Source organism: Leucobacter sp. cx-328 (assembly GCF_014530035.1).
Lineage (GTDB): Bacteria > Actinomycetota > Actinomycetes > Actinomycetales > Microbacteriaceae > Leucobacter.
This window is the reverse complement of sequence record NZ_JACVMX010000004.1, coordinates 131,666-148,206: the sequence shown is the minus strand read 5'-3', so window position 1 is coordinate 148,206 and position 16,541 is coordinate 131,666. Positions and strand designations below refer to the sequence as shown.

The following is a 16,541-nucleotide window of genomic DNA, read 5'->3' as shown; positions in this document are numbered from 1 at the left end:
CGTAACCAGTGAGAAACATATGAGTGGTTGATTGAAACCTGGCCGTTCGAGACCAGAGGAGCCCCGCCTTGCCCCGCAATAGTTCAATCTTCGCCAGAGTTACCCTTGGCGTACTCGGCGCAACAGTGTGTGTTGCACCGATATCTCTGACCGTTACGGGAGCGCCCGCGTCGGCGCTTCCACACGCCACGGCGCGTGCTGCCGAGCCGAGCCCCGCAGTACTTGCCCCCGCGCACCCGAGCGGTCTCATCGTGAACGAGATCATTTACGGCGAAGCTTCCGGTTACGACACTGACCAGGTCGAGATTCTCAATACCGGAACGACTGCTGTCGATGTGAGTGGTTGGGGCGTGGCCGATGATAAGAATCAAGAGGCGCTCCCAGCAGGCACCGTTGTGCAGCCCGGCGAGTACTTCATGCTCATGAATGGCGTTCACTTCACGTTCGGGCTGGGCAAGGGTGACTCGTTCACCCTGTCCGACTTGGCCGGTGTTGAGGTCGACGGCTACGCGTACACGAACGAGGCCCCGCTCATGACCTGGGCACGCTGCGGTGACGGACTTGGCGATTGGGCTCCCGCGACGCAGGCGACTCCGGGCGCCGCAAACATGTGCACGGTTGCTCCCGTGCAGGGCAGCGTCAAGCTCAACGAGGTTGACTCGCAACCGGCAGACTGGGTCGAGCTGGTGAACCCTGGCGACGTCGCGGTGTCACTTGATGGGTTCGAGCTGCGTGACAACTCTGATGATCACCGTTGGCGCTTCCCCGCCGGAGCCGTGATTGAGCCCGGTGCGCTGCTCGTCGTCGACGAGAACAGCAGCGGATCCGTGTTCAATGACGCCACGGGTGCCTGGCAAGACGGCCGCTTCCCTGAGGCGATTGGAATTGGTGGGGCTGACGAGATCCGCCTCTTTGCAGGCAACGGAGACCTGGTAGATCGCACTGGCGCGTGGACGGCCCACGCGGCGATCGATGGTGACGCGGCCGCAGCGACGCTCGCGCGATGCGTCGATGGCGAAGGTGAGTTCGCGCTTGCGTATGCGACGCCGGGAAAGAAAAACCGTTGCGTTCCCCCGACCATCGCGATCAACGAGGTTGAATCGAACGGTGATGCGACCGACTGGGTAGAAATCACCAACACGGGTGCGAACCCTGTCGATATTTCGGGCTGGATCATGCTCGATAACGACCCCGTTGGGCATGCAGCTGATGTGACCCCGGTTGCCGCCGGTACGGTGCTTGCGCCGGGTGGTTTCTATGTCTTTGACCAGCCGTCACACTTCACGTTCGGGCTTGGTAAGGCAGACACCGCATCCGTGCGTACCGCGGCTGGGCTCGTGGCTGCCGAGTACAGCTGGGATGACCACGCTGCCGGTGTATTCGGACGCTGCGTTGACGGCACCGGTGAGTTCCGCGACCTTGAGATCTCCACCAAGGGACTGCAGAACGCCTGTGGCAATCCGGTGCGTATCAATGAGGTGGTCTCGAACCCGAGCGACTGGGTTGAGCTGGTGAACCCGGCGGCGAGTGCAATCGACGTCTCGGGCATTGTGGTGAAAGACGACGATGATGCACACGAGTACACGATTCCTGCGGGCACCAGGATTCCCGCAGGCGGATACCTGGTCATCGAGGGCGATGCGCTTGGCTTCGGTTTGGGTAAGGCCGACAGCGTGCGCCTCTTCGAAAGTGGCAACTTGATCAATGAGACAAGTTGGGGCCCTGAGCACGCAGTACCTAGCTGGGGCCGGTGCCCCGACACTGCTGGCCCGTTCGCTGTGACAGCTGGCGCAACGAAGGGTGCAGCGAACACCTGTGTTGGCGAGATTTCAGCGGATCCGTGGCCGGGCGCTGCAGAGACACGCGTGCTCGATGCGGCCCCCATGTTCTTGGCAGACAGTTCAGGGCTGGATACACAGGTCACCGACGAAGGCGTGTTCCTCTGGGCAGTAGACAACGGTGCTGGCAAGTTCTGGAAGCTCGCTGCGCAGGCCGACGGCAGTGTGCAGTTTGCTGACGGGTGGGAGTCAGGCAAACGCGCCCGGTTCCAGCATGATGCGGCGAATCCGGGTGCTGCAGGCCCCGATACCGAGGGCATCACCGTTGCTGGCGATGGCTTCCTCTACCTCGCAGCTGAGCGCGACAACAGCGCTAAGGGCGTGAACTACAACACCGTGTTGCAGATCGACCCGAACGCCCAGGGGCCGGACGTGGTGGCATCACAGCAGTGGGATCTCACGAGCATGCTGCCGCAGGTCAGTGCAAACCTGGGTCTTGAAGCAATCGAGTGGGTCTCGGACAGCGACCTCGAAGGCGAGCTGTGGGATCGCAACACCAATGCGCCATACCAGAGCAGCGATTACGCCGGTCATGGTGACGGGCTGTTCTTTGTTGGCATCGAAGATCAAGGGCAGGTGTTTGCGGTCGCACTGCTCCCGGGCGGCAAGGCAGAGATTGTTGCCGAGGTGAAGCCGGGGCTACCCGGTGTTATGGCGCTCGACTATGACACGACGCTCGGCGTGCTGTGGGCAGTCTGCGATGACGGATGTGACGGAACCGGAGCACAGATCTCGCTCAACGGCACCGCAGAACCAACGGTGAAGCATGTGCTGCGTCCCGCTGGGCTCCCGAATCTGAACAACGAGGGGTTTGCGACTGCCCCCGCTGAGCTCATCGTCGATGGCAAGCGGCCCGCTTGGTGGTTCGCCGATGGGTACAGCTCTGAGGCGCTCCGTGCTGGCTGGTTGAACGCAGATTCGCCGGTTGACCCTGTTGACCCGGTTGACCCGGTCAAACCCGTTACCCCTGGGGGCTCAGGCAATGCAGGCGGAACCGGAACCGGCGGGGCGACTGGCGCACTCGCGAACACCGGTGAGGACGCGAACTTGGTTGCGCTGATGGTCGCTGCGGGAATAGCGCTTGCCGCTGCGGGTGCCGCGCTCGCAGGAGCGCGAAAGCGCACCGCGCAGCGTGCGGGAGACGCTGGATAGCCTGTCTGACCGCGGGTGTGCCCCGGTGTCACGTTGGCCCAGCGGTCAGCTGTGACACCGGGGCACACTCATGCACGGTGAGCCCGCGGTACGTCAGTGATCCTTACGTGCTCAACCCTTCCAACCGATACCCCATGCCGGGCTCGGTGAGGATGTGTACGGGATTCGCCGGGTCTGCCTCGAGCTTGCGGCGCAGCTGCGAGACGTAGAGCCTCAGGTACCCGGTGTCTTCGACGTGTTCTGAGCCCCAGATGCTCGTGAGAATCGTCTTCCTGGTGACGAGCTTGCCAGCGTTCCGAATGAGGATCTCGATGAACTGCCACTCGGTGGGAGTGAGCCGAATCTGGCGAGCAGCCGCACCCGCTTCGCTGCCAGCACCCCCAACCCGCGTCACGCTGTGCGCGGCGAGGTCGATGACGGTGTCACCCAGACGCACGACAGGTGACGTGTCATCTTGCACCACGCGTCGGGAGAGCGCCCGAATGCGCGCGAGCAGCTCTTCGACCGCAAACGGCTTTGTGATGTAGTCATCGGCTCCCGCATCGAGGGCCTCGACCTTGTCGGCGGCGCCTGAGCGCCCCGAAACGACAAGAATCGGTGCCTGTGACCAGCCACGAATCGCCTGGATGACCTCGATACCATCGAGCTGCGGCATGCCGAGGTCGAGCAGGTAGATGTCGGGGTGGTGATCGATGGCGGCCGCAATCGCCTGCGCACCATCGTTTGCGATGAAGACCGTGTACCCCTTGGCCGTGAGCGTGATGCGCAGCGCACGGAGGATCTGCGGATCATCGTCGGCAATCAGAATCTTCATCGCACATCCTCCTCATTCGCGGCATCAGCATCGGCACTAGCCGCACCTGCCGCACCCGCACCGTCACCAGTGGCGGCACCTTCGATCGGCAGTGACACCACCATGGTGAGTCCGCCGCCGGGCGTATCCTCTGGCGTGAGCGTACCGCGCATCGCCTCCACGAAACCGCGAGAGAGCGCAAGGCCCAGCCCGAGACCTGTCGAATTGTCGGTGTCGCCGAGTCGCTGGAACGGCTGGAACACGTCGTCGAACTTCTCTGCGGGGATGCCGTGACCGCGATCCGCCACCCTGATCTCGAGCCGGTCGCCGAAGACGCTCGTACCAACGAGCACCGGGATGCCGGCGGGGGTGTACCGCTGCGCGTTCGACAGTAGGTTCACGACCACGCGTTGCAGCAGCACGGGGTCGGCGTCGACGTTGGCGTCGCCATGGTCGAGGCTGAGTACGACATCGCGCGGCCCGAGGCCGAGCTCCTCGAGCGCGGGAGCGATGGCATCGGCCGGATCGATCGGGAACGTCCTGACGTTCATCGCATCGGCCTGGAGCCGGCTCACATCGAGCAGATCGGTGACGAGCGTTGCGAGCGAGGTGAGGCTTTCGTCAGCGGTATCGAGGAGTTCCTGCTTGTCGGTGAGTGACAGTTCTGGGCTCGCGGTCTTCAGGCCGCCGATTGCCGCGGTCGCAGCGGCGAGGGGGCGTCGGAGGTCGTGGCTCAGGGCAGAGAGCAGCGCTCCGCGCACGCGGTCGGACGCGGCGATCGGTTCAATCTGCTTCGCGGTCTCGGTGAGCTGCTCGTGCTCGAGCGCGGTGGTGAGCTGCACGACGACGACGCCGAGCAAGCGCTGCTCGGTCGCGTTGATGTCGGGGCCGTAGAGATCGAGCGTCGCATCGCGGGTGAGCACAATCGAGGTCGGGGTCTCGGCAGGCGGCGGATCGCCAGCACTCGCGACCACCCGGTCGCCCTGACGCAAGACCACACTTGGCAATTGGAAGGCCTCGCGGGCGCGGTCGAGGATCGCCTGGATCGAGTTCTCACCGCGCAGCACGCTGCCCGCGATCGTCTGAATGAGTTCGGATTCGGCCGCGGCTCGACGGGCAGCGCGGGTGAAGCGTGCTGAGCGGTCAACGATGAAGCTCACCAGGCTCGCGATGACCACATAGAGCACGAGCGCGAGGAGATGGTGGGTGCGATTGATATGCACCGTGTAGAGCGGTTCGATGAAGAGGAAGTCGAGGGTGAGCCCTGACAAGACCGCCGCGAGAATGGCAGGCCAGAAGCCGCCCACAATCGCGACCACCACGACGAGCAGCTGGAAGCTCAGTACGTCAGTCGTAATGGATTCAGCGTTGCGGGTGGTGGCAAGCAGGAGTGTCAGCAGCGGGCCACCGATGAGCGCAACAGCGAGACCGAGCAGGCGGCGCTTCATGGTGAGAGCGCCCGTGCGCGGCGGGAGCGAGAAGCGCTTGCCTGCTGCCGCATGGTTCACCATGTGCACGTCGATGTCGCCAGACTCACGCACGACGGTTGCACCAATGCCAGAGCCGGTAAAGACGGCGGCGAGCCTGCCGCGGCGGCTGGCGCCGAGCACGAGCTGGGTGGCGTTGACTGACCGAGCGAACTCGACGAGCGCACCGGGGACGTCGTCACCGATCACCTGGTGATACGAACCGTTGAGCTTTTCGACGAGGCGGCGCTGCTGCGAGAGCTCTGCAGGGTTGCTCGCGCGCAGGCCGTCCTGGGTCGTGACATGCACTGCCAAGAGCTCGCCACCGGCTGAGCGGGAGGCGATCCGCGCCCCTCGTCGCAGCAGGGTCTCACCCTCGGGGCCGCCCGTGAGCGCAACGACTACGCGCTCGCGAGCTTCCCAGGTGCGGTTGATGCCGTGTGCGGCGCGGTAGCCGCGAAGGGCTTGGTCGACCTCGTCAGCGAGCCAGATGAGCGCGAGCTCACGGAGGGCGGTGAGGTTGCCGAGCCGGAAGTAGTTTGAGAGGGCAGCGTCGATGCGTTCCGCGGGGTAGACGACGCCGCTGCTCAAGCGGTCGCGCAGCGCCTGCGGGGCGAGGTCGATCACCTCGATGGAGTCAGCCTCACGCAGGAAGCTGTCTGGCACTGTCTCGCGCTGTGGAATGCCCGTGATCTGCTCGACCACATCATTGAGCGACTCAATGTGCTGGATGTTGAGCGTCGAGATGACGTCGATGCCCGCGGCAAGCAGCGCCTCGACATCTTCCCAGCGCTTCGCATGCGCAGACCCTGGGGCGTTGGTGTGGGCCAACTCATCGATGAGCGCGATCTCTGGGTGGTGTGCAAGGACGGCTGCGAGGTCGAGTTCTTCGAGGGCGACCCCGCGGTGCTCGACGAGCGCGCGCGGGATCACGGGAAGCCCAACGGTCATGGCCGCGGTTGCCTCGCGACCGTGAGTTTCGACGATGCCGATAATGACATCTTTTCCCTCGCCAAGGAGCCTGCGCCCCTCCTCAAGCATCGCGAATGTCTTGCCGACGCCTGGGGCGGCGCCGAGCAGCACATTGAGCCGCCCCCGCTTCGACATGCTTACTCCTTCAGCTCGGTGAGCGCGATGTTCACATCGAGCACGTTTACGGTTGATTCTCCCAAATAGCCGAGGGCACGGCCATGGGTGTTTTCAGCGACGACCTGTTGCACCACAGCGGGGTCGAGATGACGAGCCTGTGCAACGCGCGCAACCTGGATGGCGGCGTACTCCTGGCTGATATGCGGATCAAGGCCAGACGCCGACGCAGTCACCGCATCTGCGGGCACCGCCGACTCTGGTACCCCGTTGAACCTCGCGACCTGCGATTTGCGCTCGGTGATCGCGGCCACGAGATCGGGATTCTCTGGGCCGAGGTTCGATGCGCCCGAGGCGCCACCGTCGTACCCGTCGCCCGCGGCCGACGGCCGGGGCTGGAAGTACTCGGGGAGCGGGGCACCCGTGGCGTCGACAAACGATTGCCCGATGAGCGCAGAACCGACTGCGTTGCCCTGCGAATCTGTGCGGAGCGACCCGTTGGCCTGCCACGGGAGCGCCAGCTGCCCGATACCGGTGATGACGAGGGCGTAGACGACACCGAGCAGCACCGTGAAGAGCGCCATTGCGCGCACCGACGCCCAGGTCGAACGACCCACGCTACGAAGTGAGGATTGCATGATGAGCTTCTTTCAAAAGACGGTAGGTAAAGACGCGCTAGAACCCGGGAATGAGTCGCACGAGCAGATCGATGAGCCAGATACCGATGAACGGGGTGACAATGCCACCGAGGCCATAGACGCCAAGGTTTCTGCCGAGCACGGTCGAGGCGTTGCCCGGGCGGAACTTCACGCCGCGCAGCGCGAGCGGAATGAGGAACACGATCACGATCGCGTTGAAGATGATCGCCGACAGCACCGCCGACGACGGTGAGTGCAGACCCATGATGTTCAGCGCAGAGAGCTGTGGGAAGACCCCGATGAAAATCGCAGGGATAATCGCAAAGTACTTGGCGATGTCATTCGAAATAGAGAACGTGGTGAGGGCGCCGCGGGTGATGAGGAGCTGCTTACCGATCCGCACAATATCGATCAGCTTTGACGGGTCAGAATCGAGATCGACCATGTTGCCGGCCTCCTTCGCAGCCGAGGTGCCCGAGTTCATCGCCACACCGACATCGGCCTGCGCGAGCGCCGGCGCATCGTTCGTGCCGTCACCGGTCATCGCGACAAGACTGCCGCCCTCCTGCTCCTGACGGATATAGGCGAGCTTGTCCTCAGGCGTCGCCTCCGCGAGGAAGTCGTCAACGCCAGCCTCCTGCGCAATCGCGGCGGCCGTGAGCGCATTGTCACCCGTGATCATCACGGTGCGGATCCCCATTGCACGCAACTCCGTGAACTTTTCGGGGAGACCCTCCTTCACCACATCCTTGAGATGGACGACGCCGAGCAACCGAGCAACACCGGCAGCATCACGCATCGCCACCACCAGGGGAGTACCACCGGTCGACGACACCCGCTCAATGTGCGCATCGAGCTCAGCGCTCGCCGCAGGGGTGAGTGGGGCGTCTGCCTCCACGAGCCACGCCTTGACGGCCGAGCCGGCACCCTTTCGGATCTGTGTGCCGTCCGGCAGATCGAGACCAGACATACGGGTCTGCGCGGTGAACGGGACGATCTCGCCGGTGGTGTCTCGCTCGAACGCGATGCCGAGCTGCTCTGCGAGCTCGACGATCGAGACGCCCTCGGGGGTGGGATCGGCGAGCGATGAGAGCGCTGCTGCCTCGCCGAGCTCCTGCGCGTTCACGCCGGTGATGCACACGAACTCGCTCGCTCGCCGGTTGCCATACGTGATGGTGCCCGTCTTATCGAGCAGCAGGGTCGTGACGTCGCCAGCGGCCTCAACCGCGCGACCAGACATCGCGAGGACGTTGCGCTGCACGAGGCGGTCCATGCCAGCGATACCGATTGCGCTGAGGAGTGCGCCAATGGTGGTCGGGATGAGGCAGACCAGCAGCGCGACGAGCACGGGGACGCTCACGGGAGCGGCTGCGTACGAGGCGATCGGGTTGAGCGTGATCGCGACCGTTACGAAGATGATCGACAGCGCTGACAGCAGGATGTTCAACGCAATCTCATTCGGCGTCTTCTGCCGAGCGGCGCCCTCGACGAGCGAGATCATCCGGTCGACGAAGGTCTCGCCGGGACGTGAGGTGATCCGCACCACGATGCGATCGGACAGCACGCGCGTGCCACCAGTGACGGCGGATCGGTCACCACCGGACTCGCGCACCACGGGCGCGGACTCACCAGTGATCGCAGACTCGTCAACCGAGGCGATGCCCCAAATCACGTCGCCATCGCCAGGAATGAGTTCACCAGCGGTGACCACGACGACATCGTCGAGCGTGAGCTCGGACGAGGCGAGCTGTGTGGTCTGGGCGTCGGTCGCAGCGGGGTCAGCGGCAGCGTCGTAGCCGTCGACACGGTTCGCAACCGTGCTCGTGCGGGTGTTTCGCAGTGTCTCAGCCTGTGCCTTGCCGCGGCCCTCAGCGATGGACTCGGCAAGGTTCGCGAACAGCACGGTCAGCCACAGCCAAACGGCGATTGCCCAGGTGAACGAGACTGGCACCGGTGATCCGCCAGAATCAGCTGGCCCACCGATGAACGGCTCAGCGACCGCGAGCACGGTGGTGAGTGCGGCACCGATCCACACTAGGAACATGACGGGGTTGCGCCACTGTTCCTTCGGATTGAGTTTCCGCAGGGCGCCAGGCAGCGCCTCCTTCACCTGCTGCAGCGTGAAGCCGGAGCGGGGCTGCGGCTGTGGTGCTGCCGGCTCGGTGCCAGGCTCAGGTGTCGTCGCCTGTGATGGAGAAATGATCGTAGACATGAGTTACTGCAGCCCTTCAGCGAGCGGACCCAGAGTGAGTACTGGGAAGTAAGTGAGTGCCGACATGAGGATCGTGACCGCGGTCAACAGTCCGATGAACATTGGGCGATGGGTGGGGAGGGTGCCGACCGTTGGCGGGACCTTCTCCTGTGCGGCGAGCGAACCAGCGAGCGCGAGCACGAGTGCGATCGGAATGAACCTGCCGAGCAAGATCGTGAGGCCGAGCGCGATGTTCAGCCACGGAGTATCGGCAGTAAGTCCCGCGAACGCCGAGCCATTGTTGTTGGCTGCCGAGGTGAAGGCGTAGAGCACTTCGGACATGCCGTGCACGCCGGGGTTCGCAATCGAGACGTTGGCCACCTCGTCTTTGACACCGGGGAGTGCGAAGCTCAGGGCGGTGCCTACCAGCACCAGCATGGGGCTCACGAGCACGTACATCGCCGCCAGCTTGATCTCACGCGAGCTGATCTTCTTGCCGAGGTATTCGGGGGTGCGCCCAATGAGCAAGCCCGAGATGAACACCGCAATCACCGCGAGGACGAGGATCGCGTACAACCCAGATCCGACGCCACCGGGGGAGACCTCGCCGAGCATCATGTTGAGCATCGGCATCATTCCGCCGAGGGAAGTGTACGAATCGTGCATCGCCGAGACCGCGCCCGTCGATGTCCCCGTGCTCGTCGTGGTGAACAGCGTCGAGCCAATGATGCCGAGCCGCTGTTCCTTGCCCTCCATCGCAGCCCCTGCGAGCTCGGGTGCGGTGCCTCGGCCGGCGGTCTCGAGCAGCGTGAGGATCTTGAAGGATGCGATGTAGAGGATCGCCATGACCGACACGATTGCGTAGCCCTGGCGGTTGTCGTCGACCATCCGCCCGAAGGTGCGAGGCAGGGAGAACGGGATGATGAGCATGAGGAGCACCTGGAACAGGTTCGTCAGTGCCGAGGGATTCTCGAACGGGTGCGCGGAGTTCGCGTTGAAGAAACCGCCACCGTTCGTGCCGAGGAGCTTGATAGCCTCCTGCGAAGCGGTCGGGCCACCCGGAATTGTTTGCGTCGCACCGGTCAGTGTCTCGATGGTCGTGAAACCAGCGAAGTTCTGGACGACGCCCGCGATCATCAGCACCACCGCTGCAAGCGATGCGATCAGCAGCAAGATACGTAGGGTGCCACGGGTGAGATCCACCCAGAAGTTGCCGATCGTGCCAGAGCGGCGATACGCAAAGCCGCGCACGAGCGCGATCGCAACCGAGATGCCGACCGCAGCCGAGACAAAGTTCTGTACGGCGAGACCCGCAAACTGCACGGTGTATCCGAGCGTCAGCTCTGGCGAATACGACTGCCAGTTGGTGTTGCCCACGAAGGAGGCCGCGGTGTTGAACGCGAGATCCGGTGACGGAGCATCGAGCCCGAGCGAATAGGGGAGCACCGGCTGGAGCCGCTGCAACAGGTAGACGAAGAGGAGACCAACGGCTGAGAACGAGAGCACGCTGCGCAGGTAGGCCTGCCAGGTTTGTTCGGTCTGCGGATCCGCGCCAATGATCCGGTAGATCACACGCTCGATCTTCCAATCAGTGCGTGAGGTGTAGACCCAGGCCATGTAATCGCCGAATGGGCGATACGCGATGACCAGGACGAGCGCGACGGTCGCGAGGGAGGCGAGCGCATAGAGCCAGGGCATTAGAATTTCTCCGGCTTCAACAGTGCGACCACGAGATACACGATGGCGGCGACCGCGAGCGTGGCGGCAATGAGGTCAAACACGACAGGTCCTTTCAGCGAAAGTCAGTCCCGCTCACGCAGCCTGCTGCTGGCGGAAACTGGCGCCCGAAATTGGGCTATGACCTGATCAAACACCCGGCTGGGGTCGTTGAACGGAGTCCTAACGGAATCCATACGGTGTTTGCGGGGATCCTCACGGACGGCATACGGGTTTGGTGTTTGGGGTGTGGTGCTGGGCTGAATTGGTGCTCAACGCCGCGCACGCTGCGGCAAACCCCGCGCAGGCTGCGGCCAACCCTGCCCCAGCTGCGGTCAACCCCGCGAGAAGGGGCGTTGTTGCCGAGATCACCCCTTTCAGCGCGCTGAAACTATCGGTTTCGGGAGAAACTATGCTTTTCGCGGGGTTCGCGGGGTTCGCGGGGTTCGCGGGGTTGAGCGCGGCTGAACGGGCCGGACCGCGCTACTGCTGGGCGAGCGCCTGGAACGCCCCGCGCATCGCCTCGCGCACGGCACGATGGCTTTCGACGGGCGACTCGGGGTTCGGCTGCTCGGCCTGGCCTGACCAGCGAATCCAGCCGTGGCGCCAGACCGTGATCCCGATCTCGGAAAACAGTGCGAGGTCTGCGGTGCTCACATCGGGGTAGACCGCGCTGAACCGATCCGCCATGCGCTCTGCGATCTCGACGTCCTGCGAGGCGCCGTACGTGCGCAGATCTGGTTCGGCGGCGAGAAGTGCGGCGATGCGGCGATGCACCGTGAGTTCTGGGTCGCCCTCAATCTCAAGCACCTGGTCGCCGATTGCCTCGATGGTCGCGAGGATGCTGTCTGACACCGTGAGGTTCGACCCGGCGAGCTCGATCGAGTCGATCGTGTCGAGATACCTGCGCGGGCCAGGCATGATCGCCTGTTCTTTGCAGGAGAAGTAGCGGAAGAATGTGCGCCGCGAAATGCCAGCGGCCTCGGCGATCTGCGCGGTCGTGACGTTGCACAGTCCGTTGCGCTCGGCGAGATCGATCGCGGCAAGCTGGATTCGCGTCTGCGTCTCGCGGTAGTTTCGCTGACGCAGCCCCTCTGGCAGGGCATCAGGTTGCGGTGTAGACACGGCGCTCCTCGCGGTGGGCGGATCGGTGCCATACGAATCTATCTGATCCGCGGTCCATTTTTCGGAAGATGGCACAGTGTGCCATAATTTATGCTTCGAACAATTCCTCACCAGAGAAGAGCTGCTGCGTAGTGACGCCTGAACCCACCGAAACACCCACCCCCGACCGCCGTACGATCACGGCAGCGATCTCGATTCTCGCGATCTCTGCCTTCGTGATGATTCTCAATGAGACGGTGCTTGGCGTGGCCCTCCCGCAGCTCATGGCTGACTTCAGCGTGAGCGCGACCACGGTGCAGTGGCTCACCACAGGATTCTTGCTGACGATGGCGATCGTCATTCCGATGACCGGATTCCTGCTCCAGAAGCACTCGATCCGCCACCTGTTCTTGATCGCGATCGTGCTCTTCCTCGTCGGAACGATCGTGTCCGCCGTCGCGCCGGCGTTCGGGGTCGTAATGACGGGCCGCGTGCTCCAGGCTGCTGGCACCGCGATCATCATGCCGCTCCTCATGACGACGACGCTGACGCTGGTGCCGCCCCAGTTCCGCGGATCAGTCATGGGCCTCAACTCCGTCGTCATCTCGGTCGGTCCCGCGGTCGGCCCGACGCTCTCTGGCCTCGTCATCGATGCCTTCAACTGGCGCTGGGTCTTTGGCTTCATGGTGCCCATTGCGATCATCGCGCTCATTGTCGGCCTCCTGCTCATGCCGCGCATCGGCGGCGGCGCGCGACCGTCGCTCGACGTCACCTCAGTGATTCTGAGTCTGCTCGGTTTCGGCGGTATCGTGACGGCGATTTCCACGATCGCGGATCTCTCCACCGGCTCGCTCGTTCCTGTCATCGCGGGGCCGATCGGTCTCGTCGCGTTGGTAGGCTTCGTGCTGCGTCAGCGCGCGCTCCTCGCGAAGGGTCCCGGCCTTGCACTGCTTGATCTCACGCCGTTCCGGGAGCGCCGCTTCGCACTCTCGGTCATCGTGGTGATGGTCGCCATGGGCACGATGCTCGGCACCGTTCTCGTGCTGCCGATGTTCGCCCAGACCGCGCTTGGCATGACCGTGCTCGCGACCGGCCTCATGCTGCTACCAGGTGGCGTGCTGCAGGGCCTGCTCTCGCCCTTCGTTGGCCGCCTGTACGACATGTTCGGCGTGCTTCCGCTCGTGATTCCCGGCACGATCGTGCTCGCTGGCGCTGAGTGGTGGATGACGACGCTCAACGCGGAGAGCACGGTGCCGCAGATCATCGGCATGCACGTCGTATTCTCGATCGGTATGGCATTCGTGCTCACGCCCATGCTGACCCACGCGCTCAGCAGCCTGCCCATGCGACTGTACGGTCACGGCAGCGCGATCGTGAACACCGCTCAGCAGCTCGGTGGTGCGATCGGTATCGCGGCGATGATCGGCGGCTTCGCGCTCGGGACGGCTGGTGCTGGTGCCGGTGTTGGTGCCGGTGTTGGTGCCGGTGGCGGTAGCGGCGTGCACCTGGCGTTCGTCGTGGGCGGCAGCATTGCGCTGCTCGGCGTGGTGTGCGCACCCTTCCTCGGGCGTAAGCAGGTGCCCGAGGTGGCAGTCAAGGTCTAGCTATCGCACTTCTGCATGAAGGGGAGCAAAACAAATGAGGGAGCGTGAAAACGCTCCCTCATTTGCCTCCACATGGAGAAGTTTGTGCTTCGGACGGTTCACTCGACGTCATTTGACCCCTGTGAGACCACTTCTTCCTCGGCCGCCAGTGAAACCTTAGTGAATTTGCTGGGATTGGCGTGAGGAAGTAGCCAGATTTGAGCTGGGCTGCACGCTTTTGATGCGTAGTGGTACTCAAGTCCAGGGTCTTACGAGGTCAACCCCGCGAGAAGGGACGTTGTTGTCGAGATCACCCGTTTCTGCGCGCTGAAACTATCGGTTTCGGCAGAAACGGGTGTTTTCGCGGGATTGGGGGTACCAGCACGGCCAGCACGGCCAGCACGGCCATCGTGGCCTGCGCGGCGGGTTGGGGCGCGGGGCCGCGAGCCCGGCAACCTTGGCGAGGCCGCACAAAACCCTAAGAAAAACACCTCAAACCTCATAGGCTTGGACTATGAGCGTGACTACGACCGGACTCTCCAGCACAGAGGCAGCCAAACGGCTTGCTGACGGACGAGGGAACGCGGCCCCAGACGCATCGAGTCGATCGCTCGGCGCGATCCTCGCTGCCAACGTATTCACGCTGTTCAACGCGATTGTGTTCGCGGGCTTCGGCATCTTGCTCCTTCTAGGTCGCTGGCAAGATGCGCTGTTCGGCCTGCCAGCAATCTTCAACACCGTCATCGGCGTCGTGCAGGAGTTCAACGCGAAGCGCACACTTGACCGCCTTGCCGTGCTGAATGCGCCGACGGCGCGCGTGATCCGCGATGGGAAAACGATCGAGATTCCGCAGGAACAGGTCGTGCTCGGCGATGTGTTTGTGCTGCATACGGGTGACCAAATCACCGCCGATGCGCGGGTCATTGACACCGATCACACCGGTCCGACCGGCCTCGAAGTCGACGAGTCGCTATTGACCGGCGAATCTGACGCGATTCGCAAGCAGCCCGACGATGAGCTTCTGTCGGGTTCAAACGTGGTGAGCGGCAGCGGAACCGCTGAGGTGATCCGCGTCGGTGGCGACTCCTACGCTGCGAAGCTCACAGCCGACGCACGCAAGTTCTCCCTCGTGAAGTCCGAGCTGCGGAGCAGTATCGACCGTCTGCTGAAGTGGATCATGTGGCTGCTTCCGCTCATGATCGTCATCGTTGTGAACGGCCAGATGCAGTCGCAGGGCGGCTGGTCGGTCGCTATTTCCAACGGTGGGTGGGAAGAAGCGGTTGTCGGTGCGATCGCTGCCGTCATCGCGATGGTGCCACTCGGCCTTGTGCTCGTCACGAGTATCGCGTTTGCCGTGAGCGGAGTCTCGCTCGCGCAGCAGCAGGTCCTCATCCAAGAGCTGCCGGCCGTCGAAGGCCTCGCGCGCGTCGACGCACTCTGCCTCGACAAGACGGGCACGCTCACGACCGGCGAAATGGCCTTCGACCAGGCGGTCGAACTGCATCCGGTCACGGGCTGGGAAGGGGTACTGAGCTACCTCGGATCCGCGCCCGACGCGAACGGCACCGCGGCCTCGCTCGCGGGCCCGTTCGCGGGTGCCGAGCAACCGGTTGACCCGACCCCGATTCCGTTTGATTCGGCGCGCAAGTGGAGTGCGTTGTTGGTGGGGCGCGGATCCGCCCCCGCCGAAGGCACCTGGGTGCTTGGCGCCCCCGAGTTCGTCATGCGCGAGGCAACCGAGGCGAACCGGATCGCGCTCGCGGAGGCCGGCCGCCTGGCTGAGCAGGGTTCGCGCACGCTCGTGCTCGCGTACAGCCCGCAGCACCCTGCGGCGCTGGAGCAGCCGGAGCTGCCAGTCGAACTGTTCCCGGTCGTGATCTTGACCTTCAAGGAACAGGTGCGCGAAGACGCCGCACAGACACTGCAGTACTTTGCCGAGCAAGACGTCGATGTGCGGGTGATCTCGGGAGACGATCCGCGCACGGTCGCCGCCGTTGCCCGCTCCGTTGGTCTTGAATGTGCGGCAGGATTCGATGCGCGCGAGCTCCCGGAAGATCTCGACGAGCTCGGTGAGGTGCTCGAGCGCGAGCATGTGTTTGGGCGGGTGACTCCGCGGCAGAAACTCGCGATGGTGCATGCCCTCCAACGACGCGGCCACGTGGTTGCGATGACCGGTGACGGCGTGAACGACGCACTCGCTATCAAAGAAGCGGATCTCGGAATCGCCATGGACACCGCCGCGCAGGCAACGAAGGCCGTCGCACGCCTCGTGCTCCTCGATGGCCGCTTCGACCGCATGCCGGGCGTTGTGGCAGAGGGGCGCCGCGTGATCGCGAACATTGAGCGCGTTTCGATGCTGTTCTTGACGAAGACGATGTACGCCTTCGCGATTGGCGTGATTTTCGGTCTGCTCGCGTGGGCGTTCCCGTTCTTGCCGCGCCAGCTGTCGATCACCGACGGCCTCACCATCGGTATCCCGGCGTTCTTCCTGGCGCTGATGCCAAACTCCGCGCGCTACCGGTCGGGCTTCCTTAAGCGATCCCTGGCGTTCTCAATTCCTGCTGGCCTTATCGTGACGGCTGCGCTCATTGCGGTGCGGATCGGCGCATTCAACATGGGCGACTTCTCGACGATCGAGATCCAGTCGGCGTCGACGCTCACACTTGCTGGCGTCGCGCTCTGGGTGCTCGCGGTGATGGCGCGACCGATTCACCCGTTCCGGGTGCTCATCGTGCTGGCAATGTACGCCGGACTCGGCCTCGTCTGGCTCATTCCGTTCACGCGCGACTTCTTCCAGGTGACGTGGCTGCCCAACGAACTGGGCCTGCTTGTGCTTATCGTTGTCGCGGTGGGCGTCGTGCTCGTTGAGGTGCTGCGTGCGTGGCACCTGCGGTTGATCGCGAAGCAGGATCCGGTGCGGGGTGCTGTTTCGGTGAATACGATGTAAAGACCAGCGCGCCGAAAGGTAAGCAAA

Annotated in this window: 9 protein-coding genes; 3 read left to right on the top strand and 6 right to left on the bottom strand. The window is 63.8% G+C overall.

Annotated elements, in window-relative coordinates; all coding sequences use genetic code 11:
- The first annotated feature begins 68 nt into the window (after positions 1–68).
- Positions 69–2,990, top strand: coding sequence for a lamin tail domain-containing protein (locus ICL81_RS07440; protein WP_251381915.1), 2,922 nt, complete (start codon positions 69–71; stop codon positions 2,988–2,990).
- Positions 2,991–3,093: 103 nt separating this feature from the next.
- On the opposite strand, the gene ICL81_RS07435 is transcribed toward ICL81_RS07440, so the two are convergent.
- The 6 genes from ICL81_RS07435 to ICL81_RS07405 all read right to left on the bottom strand — a co-directional run bounded on the left by ICL81_RS07435 (position 3,094) and on the right by ICL81_RS07405 (position 12,005).
- Positions 3,094–3,804: a response regulator gene (locus tag ICL81_RS07435; RefSeq protein ID WP_188034272.1), complete on the bottom strand. Its 711-nt coding sequence runs from the start codon at positions 3,802–3,804 to the stop codon at positions 3,094–3,096.
- The gene (locus ICL81_RS07430; RefSeq protein WP_188034271.1) at positions 3,801–6,356 is read right to left on the bottom strand and encodes an ATP-binding protein; all 2,556 of its coding nucleotides are present in this window, start codon (positions 6,354–6,356) and stop codon (positions 3,801–3,803) included. The genes ICL81_RS07435 and ICL81_RS07430 overlap by 4 nt, the downstream gene beginning before the upstream one ends.
- Positions 6,357–6,358: 2 nt before the next feature.
- Positions 6,359–6,973 carry a potassium-transporting ATPase subunit KdpC gene (gene kdpC / locus ICL81_RS07425; RefSeq protein WP_188034270.1) on the bottom strand — a complete coding sequence of 205 codons (615 nt, stop codon included), beginning with the start codon at positions 6,971–6,973 and terminating at the stop codon, positions 6,359–6,361.
- Between the two features lie 37 nt (positions 6,974–7,010).
- On the bottom strand, positions 7,011–9,185 hold the full coding sequence (gene kdpB, locus ICL81_RS07420) for a potassium-transporting ATPase subunit KdpB (protein ID WP_188034269.1): 2,175 nt from the start codon (positions 9,183–9,185) through the stop codon (positions 7,011–7,013).
- A 3-nt stretch (positions 9,186–9,188) separates the two neighbouring features.
- Positions 9,189–10,862 (bottom strand): potassium-transporting ATPase subunit KdpA, encoded by a 1,674-nt coding sequence (kdpA, locus tag ICL81_RS07415; protein ID WP_188034268.1) that lies wholly within the window; start codon positions 10,860–10,862, stop codon positions 9,189–9,191.
- Positions 10,863–11,363: 501 nt separating this feature from the next.
- Positions 11,364–12,005 carry a TetR family transcriptional regulator gene (locus ICL81_RS07405; RefSeq protein WP_188034267.1) on the bottom strand — a complete coding sequence of 214 codons (642 nt, stop codon included), beginning with the start codon at positions 12,003–12,005 and terminating at the stop codon, positions 11,364–11,366.
- A 131-nt stretch (positions 12,006–12,136) separates the two neighbouring features.
- Between ICL81_RS07405 and ICL81_RS07400 the strand changes: the two genes are divergently transcribed.
- On the top strand, positions 12,137–13,588 hold the full coding sequence (locus tag ICL81_RS07400; RefSeq protein ID WP_188034266.1) for a DHA2 family efflux MFS transporter permease subunit: 1,452 nt from the start codon (positions 12,137–12,139) through the stop codon (positions 13,586–13,588).
- A gap of 493 nt (positions 13,589–14,081) precedes the next feature.
- Positions 14,082–16,514: an HAD-IC family P-type ATPase gene (locus ICL81_RS07395; protein ID WP_188034265.1), complete on the top strand. Its 2,433-nt coding sequence runs from the start codon at positions 14,082–14,084 to the stop codon at positions 16,512–16,514.
- Positions 16,515–16,541 lie beyond the last annotated feature (27 nt).